This window comes from Methylomonas koyamae, from assembly GCF_006483455.1.
Taxonomy (GTDB): Bacteria; Pseudomonadota; Gammaproteobacteria; order Methylococcales; family Methylomonadaceae; genus Methylomonas; species Methylomonas koyamae_B.
Genome location: NZ_PPPU01000013.1, coordinates 98,544 through 117,884, shown reverse-complemented (window position 1 = coordinate 117,884; position 19,341 = coordinate 98,544). Strand labels below are relative to the sequence as shown.

Genomic DNA, 19,341 nt, shown 5'->3' with positions numbered 1-19,341 from the left:
TCAACCCCGGAACACGTCGAAGGGTTCGATCTTCAACACCTTGCGCACGCCAATATAACTGGAAATCACGGCGATGATCAGCACCATGACAAAGGCGACGCCCAGGTTGCTGTAGGTGATTAGGCTGGCGTAGTTGGGTAGCCGCAGCTTGGCCAGCGCAATCATCAGCGCGCATAACCCCACCCCGAGGCCATAACCGGTCAAGGCGGTGAATCCGGCCTGAAACACGATCATCGCAATCAGTTCATGGCTTTTGGCGCCGATGGCTTTCAAAGCGCCGAATTTGTCGAGATTTTCCAGGATGAAGGTATAAAAGGTTTGGCCGGAAATCGACAGCCCCACCACGAAGCTAATCACCGTCATGAACAGGATATTGGTGCCCAGGCCGGTTTTGTATTTGTAATAGGTCGAAATACTGTCGCGAAACTCGTCGCTGGTTACAGCCCGATAGCCCATTTGCGTAACGGACTGTTTGATCACCTCGACGCCCTGGACGGTCTTGGGCTCGACCAGCACATAGGACATGGTGAAGCGGGCGGAAGGAATATATTGAATGGCGCGGTTGTAGGTGGTGTAAAGGGTCGGCGTTCCGAACAAGCCGTTGGATGCCACCTTGGCGATGCCGACGATGACGCCGCGATGCTGGTTCAGTTCGAACTCAGTGCCGATCACCGGATTCTCCAGCTTCTGAAATTCCACGTCCTTGACGACGATAAAGCCGTTTTCCGCAAACACATCTTCGATCTGCCCTTCCAACAATTCCGGTCTTCCGAACAAACTGGTATCGTCCAGGCCCAGAACCGTAACGGCCTGGTAAGCGCCGCTACGCAGTTTGACCGTGGCACCGCCGGAAAACAACGGCACCGCAAATTTGACGCCGTCGATGCTGCGCACCGCATCTAGCACGTAATCCGGCATCGGAATGCTGCTGGCCACCGTGGTGACCGCCGGATCCATCACCCAGATTTTGGCCCCAATGTTGATCACCGTGGCGGAGGCGTTTTTCAACACTCCGGCGAAGATGGAGGTCATCTGCACCATCAGAAACACGGCGAAGGTGATGCCGATCAACAAGGCTGCAAATTTGCTCTTGTCGTTGACCAACAATTTAAATGCAATCTTCAGTATGCCTTTCATATCGGTCCAGCTCTTCCTCGCCTCAGCACTCAGGGCTTAACGAGGTGGCGGCGGGGGTGGTGAACCAGGGGGGGGAGGTGGAATCGCGGCAGCATTGGGTTTGATCACGGTCGGTTGCGGCGCCGGGTTGGAAAACTGCCCGGAAACCGGAACTTGATGGCCTTTAGCGTACATGCATTGAATGTAGGCGACGTCAAAACGCTGTTGCGTGCCGTATCGGGAACTGCTGGCAGCGTCCGCACCTACCATACTGCCGGCGGCCAGGCCGGCCCCGGCGCCAACTGCGGCGCCACCACCGCCAGCGATGGTTGCTCCCGCCGCAGCGCCCACCGCAGTCCCGACTGCGGCCGTGGAGACGCCACTAGCGACCGCGGCCTGATTGGGTGAAGTGCCGCCGATTTGGCCATAAGCGTATTGTTGGCAAAGTGCGTCGTCGGCACGAAATTGTTCGAACGATAGCCCACTTCCCGGCAAAACCATGACGCTGGGACCGTTGGGTAAGCTGGCGCAGCCGGCGGCCAAGGCCAACAGTGAAACCGGCATTAACCTGACTAAATATGACATATCAATTCTCCTTTAACGCGGCGGCGTGGGCTCGACCAATTGCCAGCCACCGGGACATTCCTGCACGTAAGGGTAATAACCTTCCGGGTTACCGCAATAATGCCAATAGCCCGAGGTATCGGCTTGATTGCTTGGTGCCGGTTGCTGCTGGATATATACCGGCGGACTGCTGGGGACGGTCACCACGGCGGGGGGATAATATGCCGGTGGATAATAATAGGGGTAACCGTAGCCATAATATCCATAGTAGGGATAACCCAACCCGAAGTAGATGCCGCCACCATGGCCATAATGACCGCCTCCACCACCGTAGTGACCAAAACCGCCGCCATGTCCCCGGCCGAAAACGGCGCTACTGCTTAATATTCCGATCAGTAGGATAAATGTGGATAGGGCTGGCGTTTTCATAACTTCCTCCGTTTATTCCAGATTTAGCAAGGGTTACGAAACTTTGATTCAGTAAGCTACACGCAATTCGATCCGGTAGACATGAAAATGATTACTCCGTTCAAGGTATTCACTCAATTTTTATACGTTAAATACTAATTCACGTCGATACTCGCACTGAGCAATTGTCGATTACAGATAGGGCCCTATAAAGTTTGAACTTTTATCGTCCGATTGGCATGGACAAAGAAGACACGGTTACTGTCGGTGGTATGGACGAACTTGGGTTTCCAGATCGGCTTGAGCTGAAGTTCCTTCATCAGGCGGCGCACGCGGTACCGGCCGATCTCGATACCTGCCGCCGCCAGCTCTTTGCGCAGGCGACGGCTGCCATAGCATTGGCCCGTCGCGTCGAACAGATGACGCAACCGAACCCGCGTGTCGCAATGGCCTTGAGGCTGCCGAGCTCGTTGCCGGGCCGCATAAAGCCCTGAACGACTGACACCAGCAATTGGCAACCCTGCTGTACCGTCACGGCCTTCTCCTCCGTTAACTGGCGAAGCACTTGGTGCTTCAGCGCAGTTCCTTGGCAAAGAAGGCCGAAACCTTTTTTAGCAATTCGTTATCCGCCCGCAGTTGCCGATTTTCCTGTTCCAGTTGCCGAATCCGCTGCTGGTCAGGGGTTAACGGCTTGCCGATGCCCGGTTGGCCGGATTGCTCCGCCTGCACCTGCTTCAGCCAGCGACGCACCGCCGTCTCACCCAGCTTGAAATCCTGACAAACCTGCCCGAACGTCAGCCCCTGGTCTTGAATCATCTTGACCACTTGCAGCTTGAACTCCGCATCAAAACTTCGCCTTTCTCGTTTCATTGTGTCCACCTTGAGGTTTGATAGTTTATCAACCTATTCCGGTGTCCAGTTTTATTAGACCACTACACGTCGAGGAATTAAAATAACTTGCTTGAAATATTGGAAGGTATTTTGTGTTGCAATTTGAAGGTGTTGACTACTAGCGGCCAAATCTAAACTGGAGATTGAAATGATTCGACGATACTTGATTGGGCTGCTCTTCTTTTTATCCTTGGCTGATCTAGCGTTTTCAGATGATAAAACGGAGTTGGTTAGCAACAGGGGCGCCATGCTTTATGAAAACCATTGCCGGGAATGCCATACTCAGCAAGTTCATTGGCGAAACAAAACATTGGCAACCGATTGGAAAAGCCTGGTTGCCGAAGTAACCCGGTGGCAGCATACTTTAGCTTTAGACTGGAAAAGGGCTGACATTGACGAGGTTGGTCGTTATCTAAATGACCAGTTCTATCACTTCAACTAACGCTATGAATGCGATGTTGTTGTAATGAAACGCCCATCATTACTGTGGAAGATGAAATGGCTATTGGTCATCCTGGTCATGATGACCCTTGACTTTAGCCCTTTCCCGGTATCTGCATTGGTATTTTTATATATTTTCCTGTTCAAACCGCTTTGGTTTAAAAAGTTTATTGACCGGCTATACACCGCATAGAGGCAATGAACACTGTGGCAAACGGCAGCTTTCAGGTATCGGAATCCAATGACCGCTTTCCGTCGATGAATCTGAGGAGCAGTTGGTCGCATCACGACCCTAACAGGTTGGTGAAAAACCATATTTCAGACACTAATTTTGCTCAATCGAACCAGCATTTAGTGGAAAAATAGCCTCATCGTCACTAAATATAAAGTCATTCAAAGGCAAAAAAGAGTTTTTCACCAACCTGCTAAGCAGCCTATGAAACTTACTTATGTGACTGTCAGCTAAATACGTAATAGCGTTCTTAAAAGGAGAAATTAAGCACTGTCATTTACATAGAATTTCTTTATGGAAACCTGATTCTTTCCTGTGTGTTTTACATCGTACATAATTTGATCTGCAGTCTTGATCATCGCCTCTAGGTCTAACGGAGAGTTACTGTAGGCTATAGCACCTATGCTTGTACTGACGCTATTTCCTGCGATATTCATTTCTTTCATAGTTGTTACTCTAAATCTTTCAAGAACCTCGTGAGCCTCAGATACCTCAGTATTGGGCAAAATTACTGCAAACTCGTCTCCACCAAGCCTTGAAATTACATCGCTAGCCCTAAATGTTGACTTCATTATTTGGGCGATAATTTTAAGAATGTCATTTCCACGCTGATGTCCTTCCTTATCATTTACAGTCTTAAAGTTGTCTAGATCAATATAAGCCAACACGATGGGCATTTGCTGCCTATGACAGAAAGATACCAACGAATGTGATTGTTCGTAAAACCCGCGAGCGTTGGGGATTCCAGTCAAGGTGTCAGTCATTGACATTTCATGAGCTTTAATTCTTTCGTTTTGTAATTGACGCACTAATTCCAATACGATAACGAATGCAACCGCTTGAATAGTTAAGTTCCATACCCAAATCCATTCAGAACTGAAACGAAGACCACCATGAAAATTAGAAATTCCCCATACAACGGAACAACCTATGGCAAATATATAGGCATTGACTTGGTTCAAGCTAATTCCGGCTAATATAACTGGCACAAAATATATTGGTGTAAGACGAACTTCAGTTCCAGTAAATCCATCTAAAAAACCGATCATTATTAAGATAATCGTAGCTGTAACGAATGACCATTTTTTTGCCGTTTATCTATTGTCTTATCAGGAATCCACATTGTGTGTTTGACGTTTTATTTGTTGTAGTTGATATATTAAGACATTTCAGAAAAAATGCGCTTTTTAAGCTAAATCATCAACTCCGAACCCCTTCATTTAGCATTGTGCAGAGTAAAGACCGGTGACAGGTTTACTTGCAAACCCTGCCGGAAGAGCTTTTGCCTTTTGTTCTGTTTGAACGTCTCAAAGTGGCCGGGTCGAGCCGACGGGGATGCAAGCTACTCGCCAAAAAGCGGTCGATCGCTGACGCGAGCAACGAGAAATTACGCGAGCATCGTCACCAACCGGTTATGGTAGATTCAAGGCGGTCAAAATCTGGCTGGATTTTAATCGGAATACACACCAGCGGATCACTCCAATCTCAATGATTAATATATCCTCCGAACTAATCGAATATCATATATTCGACAAGCAAGTTAGGCATTGTCCCTGGCGAATACCAGTAGGCTGTTGGCTGGAAGCGTGATTTGTGCGGAGCTGGGCATACCATCCCACGGTGGACCGTCGGCCATAACACCGCCAAAGTTTCCTTGTACATTCGGATTAAACCATTCGTCGTAGATATCGCTATTGAAAACCTCTTGCCAATGACCGCCGCCGGGAAATCCGACGCGATAGCTACGATTATAAAAAGTCCTTTCGTTAAGGCTGGCGACGATGAGCACATCTCGGCCGCCCCTGGGTAACCAACGCTGAAAAGCGATGACGCGGTTGTCATTATGCACATGGTGCACATTCAAGCCTTCGCCCCGCAAAGCCGGGTATTTCCGGCGCAGCCACATCAACTCCCGGGTAAATCTATGCTGGTCCGACATGACCTTGTCCTTACCTTCCAGCCCTTCCCACCAGATTAGCAATTCCGGACGGCCGGGCCAGTCGGTCCAATATTTATCTTCCAGAAACTCTTGCCCCATGAAGATCATCGGTATTCCCGGTGCTGTCAAAAGCAAGCCGGTCGCCACTTTGGCTCGGCTGCGCGCGTACCAAGAGCGAGCATTACTGGGATCAGCGAGTGCGGCGATACGCGGCTGTCGGTCTCTCCCAGCATGATTGAAATCCAGCAGGTCGTGATTTTCGATACATTGAAACGCCGTCCAACGGCCGGGATTTTTATGGGTAAAGTAAAGTGCGTCACGCAGTTTATCCAAGTTAACCCGCGCCACTGAGCCGCCCATGGTTTCCGCAATCACTTCGCGCAAGGAATCCCGCAGCACGTCACTGTAACCAACATCGAAACCCATCCCGTCAGGCAAAGCAGCCACACCCTTCCAGCGTTCGTTACCCCAGTATTCGGCAATTTGGACTGCGCTTGGTTTGATAAAACGAACGGTATTTGCCAAATCCTGAGCGAAATTCCAACCGCCACTGTCCGCGATGACCGTGACTTGATCGTAGCGCAGACCATCTACGTGATATTCCTTGACTAAGGCTGTGGCGTTGTCAATCAGAAATTGCCGGACCTCTTTTTTCCAAAAGGCGAAGACACGCCCCCCCGCATGGTCCTGATCGGTAAAATAAAGGCTATTGTTGTCGCTCGTGTAAGGTTGGCGATCGAAGAATTTGATGCTCTGGTCGTCGAATCCACCACCAGCATGGTTGTAGACCACATCGGTAATCACTGCGATCCCGTAGAGATGGCAGAGATCGATGAATACTTTGAATTGATTGATTTGCCCTTCGATTTGATTTGCCGGTAATGGATCGTATCCCTTGGCCGTCAAAAGCCGGTTAACCCTCGCTAGGTAGAGAGCAAGGTCGTTCTTTCTTACGCAATAATCCATTTCCGGCGAAAAAAGATCCGTACCGTTATAACCCAAGCTGTTTTCACCCTGGTATTCTTGAAACGGCAGCGGCATTACCGCATTCACGCCAAGATCCACCCAGTATTCGATTCGGTCTATTACATCTAGAATCTTGTTGACCCTGTGTTGCCTAATATCGTTGCCGTTATCGTCCTTGGCATAAAACACGCCGATATGAAACTGATAAACGATTAGGTCGTTGAAGGCCGGGGGATGGAAGTCCACATCATGCCACTGGTAATTCGCTGGCTCGCATACGATGCAATCACAATCCGGATAGCCGTCGAATTCAAGCTCGCGCGCGTAAGGATCGCGTTTGAATCCTTTGCTACCCGTGCCGACCACATAGAAACGGTAGAGATCACCCGCCCGGACACCTGGAACAAATCTGCCCCAATAACCGTTGGCATCCTTAATTAAAAGGTTTTCAGGTGATTTCAGGGAATCGATAGATGAATTTTGCCCGGTGTGGTTGACGGCAACATAAACTTCCAGCGCGGAAGGCGCCCAAGTACGAAAGGTAGCGCCATCAGCGATCAAATTCGCTCCGAGTGGGGTATCGGTATTAACATGTTGTTGTGAAGTAGGCATATTTTTCCTCTCCAAAATGGCTAATTGAAACTCTGACGGTGCATTAGCACAGCCATCATCCACGATTAGCCAAATCTAAACAACAAAGTCAGCCAGTTAGGCATAAAATCTTGGTGATGTCGTTAAGCATGCGTTGGTATGCGACTCGGATTAGTCGTCATACGCCTCCCCCTTACGCCCCCCATAGCCTATTGCAATACTCTAGAATAGCGAACACGAGGAGAGACACTATCCCAAAGACTGCATATTCGATCAGCTGAGACACATTCGGTGATAACCTGCCAAACAGAGAGTAAGGAGGAAAAACTTGATGGGTTTGCACATCGGCCTTCAAGCAACCGCGGGCCACTAGGCGCCTGTAAGGCTGTGCCCCGCACAGGCCATTTCCAAAAATATTTCACCTCAAGTTTGTTAGGCAACTCATTGAAGTGAGCCGAATCGCCTTAGTCACGCAACAGCTTGTTGCGCCGTATCGACTTGAAAATTCAATGAAAACTGAAAGAATGCGCGCCATTGCCAACATGTTGGGTTTGATGGAGGGCTTATGAAAGCTTTATTAGTTACTATGACCGTGCTTTTTTCTGCAGCCATTCTGCTTATCGCAGGGTTTCAGCTGATGCGCTTGTGCATTACCGAATTAGCTGCCTTTGTCTTGGAAGCCTGGCGGAGTCCCGAGTTGCCGTCGACGCATTGATCTAAGGTCAAAAACAAATTGCATTTTGATTAAATAATTGGTTTTGCGCGGCGACTAGCACATGGTCCAAGCCAAGCCATCGAGAGCATTGACTAAATCTTAGTCAATCTGAATCAAGTCGTTGTCGCTCAACGAATAGCCTTGTCAGGGCACGGTTTTGTCACAATCTTATCCACAGAAACTGTGAATAACTAGCACACCGAATAACCCGTCGCGTCATTTGACGCTTGCCGGTTTTGAATGGCTTGCATCGCTGAGGCAGTGATGATTTCATAGGCGGTTTTGAGCCAGCCCATCATCATGCAAGAACTCTCCGACCAGCAACTCTTTGCAGCGCTTCAATACGCCAGAAGCCAAGACGAACAGGCAGGCCGGGCTATTTTGGAACGATTCCAAACCCGTCAACCGGCCTTTGCGCAAACGATCTTGAGTGTGTTTCCGTCGGTGATGGTCGACTTGGATCAAGCGATGGCCCATTTATTTATGGATCTGTGCTTTGATGTCATCGCCGTTTATGAGCAGGCATTTGGCAAAGCCCCCGATCATCGTCTGGTCGGCAATCGCTGGTTTGAACAACGCGCCGAACGGCTGGATAAAGAAATGAAAATGGCGATGAAGCAGGCAAAGCCAAGCGATCCAGACCATGCCTTTGACCAGGAACGTCAAACGGGACTGTTGAAGTTTTTACATGCCGCTATCGATCAGCAACCGTGTGGCTCGAAAGACGCGGTGCGCTTAGCCAAAACCATGATCTTCACCACGGTGCAGTTGTTCGACGCGCTTTATGACGCCGCCAGTTCCCTTCAGAATACGTCGGTTCACTGAGCCATTGAAATGTGGTCCGGTCGTACCCATCACGGCCTAGATTCGACACATTTTAGAACGCAGTTCCATGAAACAACCCATTTCCGTAAAACCCGAACCCCGAAAAGCACAATCTAACTGGTCCTATCAAGCCTATTTTTTATCGCAACAGCAGCGTCTTAAGAGGGGCGCAAATCTAACACCCGAGGCGTCAATACCGTCTCAGGAACCAAATCATTACCAGCCAGCGTGGCAAGCCGAACAACGCGATCAAGTCATCGCGAAAATGGAAGCGTTGGCGGCGTCTATCGGTGTCCGCATTACAATCAACCATCACGCTTAGGCGCTGTAACGAAATGAAACACATCCATTAATCAACACCAGGACAAGGTAGCCCACACTGCTCGCTAATATCCCCGATTATCCGAACGGCAAGCAGTTGAAGTTGGAGTCCTCGGTTGAGAAAATTGATTGAAATTGTCTAAGATTGGATCAGGAATGTGAGGCGGTGATAAGCTTATCGATCTCTTTTTATCCCCGCTTGGAGCGTCTGTATGAACATCAAAACCGCTGGATATTGGTTGGCCGCCAGCATCCTGGCTCTGGCCGTTCAAACGCCCGTTTCCGCGCATCCCGGCGGGGTCAATGGTGAAGGCTGTCACACCAACCGCAAAACCGGCGAATATCACTGCCATCCCGAACGAGCATCTAAGGCATTAGAAACCACGAAACCAGTCGCCCAACCGAATTTACCGATAGTCGTACCAAGATCAACATCAACGAATTTGGTAGCGACGGCATATCCCATTCTCAAACTGGATTACCAGGGTTTTACGGTCTGGCTGGATTGCTCGAAACGTGGCCCGGTCAAGTTCCGGTACACCGCACAAAGGGATTCCGGAAATTTTAAACGGTACCCGGATTTCTTCCTTGATCCCAATGTACCGGCTGAATGCCAGCAAACATCGGCAAAAGCATACGGCCATGGTTATGACCGAGGACATCAAGTACCGGCGAACCATCTCGATTATTCAGACGAAGCAATTAAGCAAACCAATTTTATGACCAACATCTTGCCGCAAACGCAGCAGATGAACAGGGGTGCCTGGGAACGCACCGAGGAAATTATCGAATGTTACCGTGACATCGACGAACTCCATGTCATTGGTGGCGTCATCTGGGGTGACAATCCAGCAGATGACTATTTCGTCAAATCGCATGGTGTCAAAACTCCGGATGCATTTTGGAAGGTGGTGATTCGTGGCACTGGCCAAGATGAACGAGCCATTGCTTGGATCGTCCCAAACAGCACCAATGCCACGAAGAAAAACCTGGATCGTTATCTAGTCACTGTCGACGAAATCGAGCGGGTGAGCGGCGAAACCATTCCGGTTTCGGATTACGCCAAGCACGATAAACCAGATGCTTCTTGGGTCATCCCACGTGGATGTAACAAAGGGTAAAGGCGCACCTGGATAGCATCATCATAAAATTTTCATACTATGGTCTAAATCGGGTACTGAGTGGCCATCTTGCGACGTTCAGGCAATCATAGGCCAGGATTTTCGAAGTGGGGCTTTAGTTAAGAGAGGCCATTTACTGCTCTTAAAATAAGAAACTCCATTTTTTGAAAAGAATTGTTTTAGCATCGGAGACTTAGAATTTGGCGCATTATGACATTACATTTTGAATTACCATTATATGCAGGCGGTTTGCCGCCCGACTAACGTCTAAGCAACTGTTTTAAACAACCTGCTAAAAGAGCAGTAAATGCCATAAACCAAGTTCAGTCAGTTATCCAAAGAAATCGATCAACCTATTAATGAGATATGCAATGAAAAAACTTCTGGTGGGAAGTATCTTGGTATTTTGCTCTACCGCCAATGCGGACAATTATTTTTCGTATAAAGCGCCGAACAAAGCCGATGCAGAAAAATGGCTAAATGAATTTAGCGACGCACAAGACATGACCCGTGACGGGATTGTGTTAAAAAGTAGTTTGAAACGAGAAGAACTCTCCGAGTTGTTAAAATCGCTACGTGCAAAAGCGGAAAATTTATTTGGCGATGTCATATCTCCTTTGGGAGATTGTACAAAATCTGTAGAATCGGTTAATTGGTATTGGCAAACGCAATTGTCGCTGATTGCCGATCCTTCGACCGATACCGATATCAAGGCAATCAGTTTGGTGACGTTGGCTTGGGAAGGCGGCGAATATTACACAAAGTGTGCTCGATTGATCAATGCCATGCAATAAAACATGCGCGCCAAAAAGTGATTAATTGCATAACTGTAAAGAATGACTATTTGCTGCGCTTGATCAAAGGAATTTAAGTGCGATTGCCGTGCGCTCACAATGAGATTTATTGTCATTGGCCTGTAATTTTTGTGATGTAGCGTTGGGGAGCTTTAGTTCGTTAATTTGAGTAGAAAAAGAAATCTTACTGCTCAGATATCTTTAGCAAATCTGATCGCTATCTCAACAGGAAAATACCAATGAAAAAAATATTAACCTCAACTGCATTGCTGGTTTGCGGACTAAATGCAATCAGCCCTGCTATCGCAGATGATGATAAATCGTTTGACGCGCATTCAAAAAACGCCTTTGCTATCGCGGTCTTCGGCGATTCTCCTTATGGTTGCAAAGCAGGAGAGTGTCCAGCCGACCAGCCGAACATAAGACCCGACACCAAGGACGGCCCAAATCCTGGCGATCCAAGACAAATCGAGGCCACACCAGCTTTCATCAAAGCCATCAACGATGATCCAAAAGTCCGTTTGGTATTGCACGTAGGTGACATTCACTCAGGCAGCCAATACTGCACGTTGTCTTATAATCGAACCGTTTTGGATCTTTGGACTCAGTTTAAAAATCCTCTCGTCTACACGCCAGGCGATAATGAATGGACCGACTGTCAAAAATCCAAAGAAGGTGGCAATGTAAAAGATTCAAATGGCAACTACGTTGATTACGCCAATGGTAATCCAGTAGCTAATTTGGCACTGATCCGTTCGATGTTCTTCAGCAAACCTGGCGAAACGCTTGGCAAGCATGAAAAGAAAGTTATTTCTCAAGCTCAGGGGTACGACCCTGCTTACCCTAAAGATGCAGAGTATGTTGAAAACGTGATGTGGGAACAATCAGGTGTTTTGTTCGTCACCGTGAACATCCCTGGTGGTTCAAACAATGATGACGACAATTGGTTTGGAGCCACAACTAAAACCGGAGAGCAAATACAGGAAGTTGCGCAAAGGACTGCTGCTGATATTCGTTGGTTAGATGCCGCATTTGCGAAAGCCGAAGCTGACGGTATCAAAGCAATCGTTATTGCAGAACAAGCCGACATGTGGGACCTTGACGGCACACTACCAGCAGCGCAGCATATCGCCAAATACAAGCCGTTTATCGACAGCATCGCAGCTCACACGGCGGCATTTGGCAAACCAGTTCTATTGTTGAATGGCGACTCTCACAATTATCGTTCAGATAATCCGCTCGTAGACAACGCGCCTTGCCTTATTGAAGCCTCGAATGGTGCCGAAGCCGCTTGTACCGATGATAGTTATGATAATCAGCCACATGGATACAATGTCGCAAATTTTCACAGGGTTGTAGTGCATGGCAGTTATTTCCCGCTAGAGTACCTGCGCTTGACGGTTGATCCAAAAGGAAAATATACGGAAAGTGATTCAGCCTTTGGCCCTTTTTCTTGGGTTCGAGTGAATCCGTAGTGATTTAAACACAGTTTATGTAGAGTATTAGGAATCTTCGCGCAGGGATGCGCGCTCTAAAAGAAACTGGTTGAAGCATCGCTAACGTGTTAGTGAAAAAACCATAATTCAGACGCTATTTATGCTTAATCGAACTGATATTTAGTGGGTTAACAGGCTGGTGAAAAACTCATTTTTGACCCTGACTCAGTCTGTATTTAGTTGAAGTATGATACTGCAGACACTATATATTGATTAAGCTGACCAAAATTAGCGTCTGAAATATGGTTTTTCACCAACCTGTTAAGGATTAATTGCCAATAAACATAGACTTCCTCAAAACCAAAAATGAGTTTTTCACCAATTTGTTAATTGGTCTGGGTTCAGCCTAAACGCATTTAAGGTATTTTTCCGCAGACACGACCGCATCGTTAACACTCCAGAACATTCTGTCTTTAAATTTTATCTCGGCTATATTGATTAATAATTGACTGATTGGGTCTTTAACTCGAGCCAATAGCAGTAGTATTTGCTGCTGTTGAAGTTGGTCGACAAACTCGACCAAACATTCTGCTGCCGTGCTATCCAGATTCGCGCTTTCCTCAAGGCTGATAATCAGAACTTCGATGTCATTGCGTGCCGATAATCTTCTGTTTGCTTCACTCAAAATGCCTTCGACACTCGCAAAAAACAAAGGCTCTTCTGGACGTAATATCAGAATCTGATCATGCTTTTTAGCGGTTGGATGATTCATGAGATCGACATAATCTCTGGTATCATCAAGCTCAGCCAATTCCCTCACCATCGGCTGGCTAAAAGTGCGTATTGCTGAGGCCAGTGACAAACCAATTGCGATCAACATGCCATGTAATACACCGAAAGCCAATACGGCTATGACGGCTGCCGATGCCAAATATTGATCGCGATTCATTCGCCAAAGGGTTATTAAGGCTTTGGGATTCAAGGCATGACTCAATGCACTGATCACTGCCGCAGCCACCAGCGTTTCAGGTATTGCGCCGATCCAGTGTTGGCCGAACACGGCCATGAACAATAGGACAATCGCTGCAAATATCCCAGCCAGTTTGGTTTTCGCACCGGCAGCTTCATTTGCGGCACTGGCAGAAAACCCGGCCCCAACCGGCATGCCTTGCAACAATCCAGAAAACAGGTTGGCTATACCTAATGCCGACAATTCTTGGTTCGGTTCAACTGGTTTACCGTGAATTAGGGCCAGACTGCGAATACTGCCCCAGGATTCAGCAACAATGATAATCAATAAGCCAAGGGCCATCTCCGCTAATTGAAGCCACTGCTCCAGCGGTACATCCGGTAAATTTAACGCGGGTGTGTTGATCGTTACAGTTCCGACAATCGCGACATCCATTGCGTTTAGATTGCAATTTTTACTTAGAAATATACCTGCAATCAGAACTAAAAACGCACTCGGCAAGACCGGCCAGCGCTTAAGTATGATCAATAAGATCAAAGCCACCAAGCCTATGAGCGTAGTCCAGATCGAGACATCACGGTGGTATTCTATTAACTCGACAAGAATGGGGAACGGAGCATTGGCGTGTACCGTCATTCCCAAAAGTTTCGGTAACTGTTTGATGATAATGGTGAGGGCTAAGGCAAATGAAAAGCCATGCAGCACAGGTCTGGACACAAAAGCCGAAAGTTTGCCCAATCTCAATTTGGCAAAAGCTAACAATCCCGATCCTGTCAATATCACAAGCGCTATGCCTAAACTTGCCGCAATAGACTTGTTTTCAGGATGAAATGACGATACGACTGCCGCCAATAAGGCAGCCGCGGATGAGGTTGGTGCAACCACGGCGAACGCACTGCCACCGAACCAAGCATAACTGATCAAACCGACAATAGCGCCGGTGACCGCTGCTTGAATCGGCAAATGGGCAATAGCGGCATATGCAACGGCTTCTGGCAGCAAAATAAAAGCGACGGAAAGACCGGCAACAAAATCGGCAATTAAAAAGCGGCATTTAAACATCGCAATTACTCATTTTACGCATAGTTCCGATCTGCGTTGATCGGAAAACTAAAGGCTATTTGATTTAAAGGTCAACCAATCCCTGTGTACTTGACGACTATATCCAAATGCATAATCAAGCACGGCATCCTGCCAATCGGTGCGACTGCCGAAAGCTTGCCATTGATCGGCAATGGCAGAACCTTGCCAACCACCTGTACGAATATGTAACCATGCGACAAGTTGAGCCATTGAATTCACCACTTTTTCTAAACGGCGAAATCTGCCGTGCCAGTGCTCGAGTTTCAATCGGTCTTGGTTCGGCATAAGCTCTTTGATGACGTAGGATCGATCACCATCTTGGATAGCCGCTAAAAAAGCCGGTGCAATCGCTTGCCCTCGATGCTGCAATTTCACCACCCGCTCCGCTTCATTTCTCCATCTGGGTTGCGACACGATTGTATAGGGTGCAAGGGACGAACCCGGTTGATATTTCATATCGAGCAAATAATGCTGTTTCGAACCCTTAATGAGAACAACATAACGTTCCAAACCCAAGCTTCCAAGTCCGGCAATGCGCTTAGCGACATCCAATATGGTGAAGAATTCTGGATTGGGTTGCGTTGCGGTAAACTGCGTAATTAGCGATTCGATCTTTTGCTGTTCAGCCTGAGAGGCGTCCATGGCCTTGAGGTTGTCACGTTTTAAAAACCTGTGCCCATCCTGTTTAACGGTTCGCTCCTGTAACAGGTCTGAATGGGTGCGGTGTTTAAGGTTTTTGAGTAAATCCCTTATCATGCCTTTGGCAGTAGCTCGCTCAATCCAGCGAGGTTTGCATTCACGAAGTTCTCGGCTATAGTGGCCCAAGAAATCTTGGCACAAGGCTAAAATCTGGCTTTCCTCAATATTCAAGGTTTTTGCCGCCACCAACAAACTGCAAAGAAAACGAGTTAAATCCTGCGTGCAAGGTGCTAACAAGGCTTCATCAAAATCATTGATATCGAAATAAGTCAGCCGGTTGTCACCTCGATAGGTACCAAAGTTTTCCAGGTGCAGATCCCCACAAATCCATGCTAACGGAGCATCGTTAAGGCTGGAATTTTTAGGCCAGTCTGCATAGAACAAATGGGCTGTGGCACGCAAAAAAGCAAAGCTGTCATGACGCATAGCTTGGTATTTAAGGGCTAAACGTTCAGCGTCCCGCTCCTGATTAAATGCTTCAATTCGTTGCCACAATTCGGATCTACCCATAGCATACAGCCAACAGTCCGGTAATCCATGGCGGCGTTTGAATACGATTCGCCCAATAGTGCGGGTGGGTCAAGCTATCGACTGGTATCTTCATAGATCACTCATGGCTTGGCTAAAATGTAAAAACTGACCGTTACGTTCTATTGCGCAAGACTTTGACCGCCGACATCATTAAGCGACTAATCGGTTTATTGATCGAGTCAGCAAGGTGATCTTTCATTGCCACAATGATATCGCCAAGTGTAATGCCTTCTTCGGAAATTACCGCCCCGATTAGACCTGCCCTTGCGACTTTCTTTAAAACCAACCAGTGCTTAGTAATCGCTGAATTCGCTCTCGGATACACCGCTTTGCTTAGGGTTTACGCAAAGTGTTCTTAGAAGTGGCCCCATTCGTTTGAAGAGCGAAACCGGAATTTAAAGTGAAATGCCTACCATGGTTTAGGCAGCCAACTTGAGGATTAGCAAGCCATCGTTATACGCCTGATGCGGTGTTTTTCGTTCCAAACTGGAATGCGGTCGTTCGTGGTTGTACCACTCGAAATAATCCAGAATTGAGGCGCGGGCTTGACCGACTGAATCGTAAACGTGCAGGTAAACCCTGTCGTACTTGACCGATCGCCATAGTCTTTCCACCAAGACATTATCCCGCCAGGCGCCCCGATCGTCCATGCTGAGCTGGCAGCCCTGGCCTTTCACGGCATCGACAAACGCCTTGGCGGTGAACTGGCTGCCTTGGTCGGTGTTGACGATGTCCGGTCTGCCGTAACGCTTGAAAGCCTGCGGTAATCCTCCACAAACGGCGGGTTCAGGTGTTGGGTCAAGCTTCTTAAGTAATGTGGCTACTACTGCTGCCGGTGTAGTCGCCGGTTCATTCTTATTTCAAGGCATTGAGAACTTGATGAGTTATCACTCGTCTGGTTGGGGTCAGCCATCGACATTCAGTGGCGACTATTTCGATGACATGGATGACACCGATTGGGCCTAATTCATATGAAGACTCGCTCTGCATCGCGATTGCCCGATTGTAATTTTCGGCACCAATGGATCGCTGAAGCGGCTTATTATATTGCTGATCCAAGCCCATGAAGATGGTAAATTATCGGTCCCAGGTTTGCGACGACTTACAAAGTTGGTAAGCACCGGATAGTGTTTCGCAATATTCAGACCCAACATAACCGGAAAGTCGCTATGACTTGACGCCGTTTCGCGAGGCCTTGCAGGTTTTCTCCGCTTCCAATATTTTCAGCAAATGCCACAGAAAGGACAATACACTCAAAAAACAGCAACCATAGATACCACGCTCAGCCAAAAGCAAGCCAAGTGGTAGTAACAAAGACAACACCAGTTCGATGGTTAATATCCAAGCCTCAGGCAATAAAACGATGTTGTCAAGCATTTTTAGCAGCATCGCTTCCCTTAGGTCGCCAGCGCGGTATAGCGTTGTAACTCCTTCTGCGCCTCCAGACTTTCCACACTGCGGCGCTCGCCACCAAATACGTCCAGCGTATAACTGACCGTCGAGGAAATGGTGAACAGGTTGAAGATAATTGCCGGCTGGGAGAAAAACTAGCGTCCAGTTGCTGATAGAAAATGCCGTGTCCGGCCTGCAACGTTGCCTGGCTTTCGCATAAATTGACTTGCGAAGCTTGCAACCGGTACCAGCAGTTATCGGTCTTGAATTGCTTGGCTTTTGGAGTTTTTCTCCAGCCTGCTAGGCATCACCGGATACAATGAAATCTCTTATTCCTTAACCATGTAGTATCGAAAATGCCCAATAGTTATCAACAGCCCCTGATAGTTTTCCACAAGATTCCGTATTAAAACTTCATTAGTTTCGTGCTTTTCGGTCATTATTTCCGTTTTTTTTAATCATTAAGACCGTAGTAACACGCCACCAATTCCGTTAAAGGGTAACATGGAAAAAAAGGATTTAGTTACTAACTTCCTGAAAAACAAACATAAAAATCTCTTGATTCAGTCAATAGTCTTTTTATAGTACAAAAGAAGTCTTTCTTAGTACCGCCGCAGTCATCGGCGGGTAAAACCAAAATAATTTCGTTAAATCCAATTTGAGTTGACTTTGATACCCACTTCAGAGAACACAAAGATGACATGGAATATATTGCGGAGCAGTATCAATAAATCGCCCTACAGCTAATTTCTAACTCCGTAGTCTAACGACATTAAGTTAAACCTCGCATTCGACATTTAAGGTGATCCCATCCCAGAAGCATAAGGAAAGCACTAATTTCTAGTTTCCGCATGGATTCTTTAATGATTAGGGACCAGAGTCATCCGTAGTGTCGCGACATCAAGCCTACCTTAATTACGATTCATGTTCACACAAGGGAAACATCGAAAAACCTATTTCCCTTAATTATACCAGAATAAAATCAATAGGTTATATTGCTGTTTCTGCCAAAATCAGAGGTTGTTGGAAAGTCCCTAAGGCTAAAACCGTTAACTGCAATTGTCTTACAACATTAGGACGTCTGCCCTGCCCTGGGAGCTATAACTGAATCTGGTGTTTAGAGTTGAAGAGAATCGGTGAAAGTGCCAAAGGTCAGGGCGAAAGATGGGCAGGCGACGACATTCCGTTCCGCCCTGGTGCCGCCTTATGTGCGCAAAACCCGCTCCTTGGCGGCGGCCTTGCCTTGGTTGTACTTAAAGGGTATCTCGACCGGTGAAATGGAAGCGGCGCTGGAAGTGTTGGTGGGCACTGAAGCCAAGGGTTTGTCGGCCAGCACCGTGGCGCGTTTAAAACAGGAATGGGGCGCAGAATATGACGCTTGGCGAACCAGTCGTCTGGACCACGATCAATGGGTTTATGTGTGGGCTGACGGTATCTATAGTGGCCTGCGGGCGGAAGACGCCAAACTATGTGCCTTAGTCATCATTGGCGTTAACGAACGCGGCGAAAAACGCTTTCTGGCCATTGACGACGGCGTCCGCGAATCGGCTCAGAGTTGGCGGGAAGTGCTACTGGGGTTGAAGACTCGTGGCATGAATAGCCCTAAGTTGGCCATTGGCGATGGTGCCATGGGCTTCTGGACGGCGCTGGACGAAGTCTACAGCGACACCCGGCAGCAACGCTGCTGGGTACACAAGATGAACAATGTGCTGAACCGGGTGCCGCAATCGGTACAGCCGAAGATGAAGCAATCACTCTACTACATCTGGCAGGCTGACACCCAACAGCATGCTGAGCAGGCATTCGATCAGTTCGCCACGCTGTTTGAGGCCAAATATCCCAAGGCAGTGGAGTGTTTGTACAAAGATCGGCATGAACTGCTGGCGTTCTATGACTTTCCGGCCCAACACTGGCAAAGCATCCGAACGACCAACCCAATTGAATCCACCTTTGCCACCATCCGCCACCGAACCACGCGGGCCAAGGGCTGTCTTTCGCGAGCGGGGATGCTGCACATGCTATTCAAATTGGGGCAAGCTGCCGAGAAAACCTGGCGACGGCAACGAGGATTCGATTATCTCGCCAAAGTAATTACCGGTGTCCCTTTCAAGGACGGCATCGAACTAGAAACCACAGACCAGATTGCCGCTTGATCTAGCCTTGAACACCAGATTTGACGATAGCTCCCTGCCCTGCCCAACGCAACAATTGTCTACAAAACCCACTGCTTTCTCCGTAGTATAACGACATGAAGGATCGTTTGTATCCTTGCGTTTTTTACAGGGGTTTAGCCAATTATTTACCGT

General features: G+C 47.9%; 17 protein-coding genes and 2 pseudogenes. 9 read left to right on the top strand and 10 right to left on the bottom strand.

Annotation, left to right across the window (positions count from 1 at the left end; translation table 11 throughout):
* From C2U68_RS07720 to C2U68_RS21150, 5 genes are all read right to left on the bottom strand, one after another.
* Entirely contained in the window at positions 1 to 1,137 is a 1,137-nt protein-coding gene (locus C2U68_RS07720) for an ABC transporter permease (RefSeq protein ID WP_140911904.1), read from the bottom strand.
* Between the two features lie 36 nt (positions 1,138 to 1,173).
* Positions 1,174 to 1,701 carry a hypothetical protein gene (locus C2U68_RS07715; RefSeq protein WP_140911903.1) on the bottom strand — a complete coding sequence of 176 codons (528 nt, stop codon included), beginning with the start codon at positions 1,699 to 1,701 and terminating at the stop codon, positions 1,174 to 1,176.
* A 12-nt stretch (positions 1,702 to 1,713) separates the two neighbouring features.
* Positions 1,714 to 2,109 carry a hypothetical protein gene (locus C2U68_RS07710; RefSeq protein ID WP_140911902.1) on the bottom strand — a complete coding sequence of 132 codons (396 nt, stop codon included), beginning with the start codon at positions 2,107 to 2,109 and terminating at the stop codon, positions 1,714 to 1,716.
* Between the two features lie 185 nt (positions 2,110 to 2,294).
* Complete coding sequence (locus tag C2U68_RS21155; RefSeq protein WP_186289536.1) at positions 2,295 to 2,516, bottom strand: IS3 family transposase; 222 nt, start codon at positions 2,514 to 2,516, stop codon at positions 2,295 to 2,297.
* Between the two features lie 145 nt (positions 2,517 to 2,661).
* Positions 2,662 to 2,958, bottom strand: coding sequence for a transposase (locus C2U68_RS21150; RefSeq protein ID WP_186289535.1), 297 nt, complete (start codon positions 2,956 to 2,958; stop codon positions 2,662 to 2,664).
* 169 nt (positions 2,959 to 3,127) lie between these two features.
* Here C2U68_RS21150 and C2U68_RS07700 point away from each other — a divergent pair, with 169 nt between their 5' ends.
* Positions 3,128 to 3,421, top strand: a complete 294-nt coding sequence (locus C2U68_RS07700; protein WP_140911901.1) for a hypothetical protein — start codon at positions 3,128 to 3,130, stop codon at positions 3,419 to 3,421.
* A 494-nt stretch (positions 3,422 to 3,915) separates the two neighbouring features.
* On the opposite strand, the gene C2U68_RS07695 is transcribed toward C2U68_RS07700, so the two are convergent.
* Both C2U68_RS07695 and C2U68_RS07690 read right to left on the bottom strand, forming a co-directional pair.
* Positions 3,916 to 4,701, bottom strand: a complete 786-nt coding sequence (locus tag C2U68_RS07695) for a GGDEF domain-containing protein (RefSeq protein ID WP_140911900.1) — start codon at positions 4,699 to 4,701, stop codon at positions 3,916 to 3,918.
* Between the two features lie 491 nt (positions 4,702 to 5,192).
* Entirely contained in the window at positions 5,193 to 7,169 is a 1,977-nt protein-coding gene (locus C2U68_RS07690) for an alpha amylase C-terminal domain-containing protein (RefSeq protein ID WP_140911899.1), read from the bottom strand.
* A gap of 544 nt (positions 7,170 to 7,713) precedes the next feature.
* Between C2U68_RS07690 and C2U68_RS21145 the strand changes: the two genes are divergently transcribed.
* The 6 genes from C2U68_RS21145 (at position 7,714) to C2U68_RS07665 (ending at position 12,399) form a co-directional block, all read left to right on the top strand.
* On the top strand, positions 7,714 to 7,863 hold the full coding sequence (locus C2U68_RS21145; RefSeq protein WP_186289534.1) for a hypothetical protein: 150 nt from the start codon (positions 7,714 to 7,716) through the stop codon (positions 7,861 to 7,863).
* Between the two features lie 282 nt (positions 7,864 to 8,145).
* A complete protein-coding gene (locus C2U68_RS07685) occupies positions 8,146 to 8,688 on the top strand; it encodes a hypothetical protein (protein ID WP_260839259.1) in 543 nt (180 codons plus the stop codon).
* Between the two features lie 67 nt (positions 8,689 to 8,755).
* Positions 8,756 to 9,010 (top strand): hypothetical protein, encoded by a 255-nt coding sequence (locus tag C2U68_RS07680; protein ID WP_140911898.1) that lies wholly within the window; start codon positions 8,756 to 8,758, stop codon positions 9,008 to 9,010.
* Positions 9,011 to 9,221: 211 nt separating this feature from the next.
* Positions 9,222 to 10,130 (top strand): DNA/RNA non-specific endonuclease, encoded by a 909-nt coding sequence (locus tag C2U68_RS07675; protein WP_140911897.1) that lies wholly within the window; start codon positions 9,222 to 9,224, stop codon positions 10,128 to 10,130.
* A 371-nt stretch (positions 10,131 to 10,501) separates the two neighbouring features.
* Positions 10,502 to 10,924, top strand: a complete 423-nt coding sequence (locus C2U68_RS07670; RefSeq protein WP_140911896.1) for a hypothetical protein — start codon at positions 10,502 to 10,504, stop codon at positions 10,922 to 10,924.
* A gap of 239 nt (positions 10,925 to 11,163) precedes the next feature.
* Positions 11,164 to 12,399 carry a metallophosphoesterase gene (locus tag C2U68_RS07665; protein WP_140911895.1) on the top strand — a complete coding sequence of 412 codons (1,236 nt, stop codon included), beginning with the start codon at positions 11,164 to 11,166 and terminating at the stop codon, positions 12,397 to 12,399.
* A gap of 367 nt (positions 12,400 to 12,766) precedes the next feature.
* Here the strand turns inward: C2U68_RS07665 and C2U68_RS07660 are convergent, their stop codons facing one another.
* The 3 genes and pseudogenes from C2U68_RS07660 to C2U68_RS21400 form a co-directional block, all read right to left on the bottom strand.
* On the bottom strand, positions 12,767 to 14,392 hold the full coding sequence (locus C2U68_RS07660) for a SulP family inorganic anion transporter (protein ID WP_140911894.1): 1,626 nt from the start codon (positions 14,390 to 14,392) through the stop codon (positions 12,767 to 12,769).
* 48 nt (positions 14,393 to 14,440) lie between these two features.
* Positions 14,441 to 15,622, bottom strand: a complete 1,182-nt coding sequence (locus C2U68_RS07655; RefSeq protein ID WP_140911893.1) for a DUF2252 domain-containing protein — start codon at positions 15,620 to 15,622, stop codon at positions 14,441 to 14,443.
* Between the two features lie 440 nt (positions 15,623 to 16,062).
* A pseudogene (locus tag C2U68_RS21400) lies at positions 16,063 to 16,437 on the bottom strand (transposase); the annotation flags it as partial.
* A gap of 22 nt (positions 16,438 to 16,459) precedes the next feature.
* On the opposite strand from C2U68_RS21400, the gene C2U68_RS07645 reads away from it, so the two are divergent.
* Positions 16,460 to 16,609 (top strand): hypothetical protein, encoded by a 150-nt coding sequence (locus C2U68_RS07645; RefSeq protein WP_409563848.1) that lies wholly within the window; start codon positions 16,460 to 16,462, stop codon positions 16,607 to 16,609.
* 1,559 nt (positions 16,610 to 18,168) lie between these two features.
* Positions 18,169 to 19,188, top strand: a pseudogene (locus C2U68_RS07640) (IS256 family transposase); the annotation flags it as partial.
* Between the last annotated feature and the right edge of the window lie 153 nt (positions 19,189 to 19,341).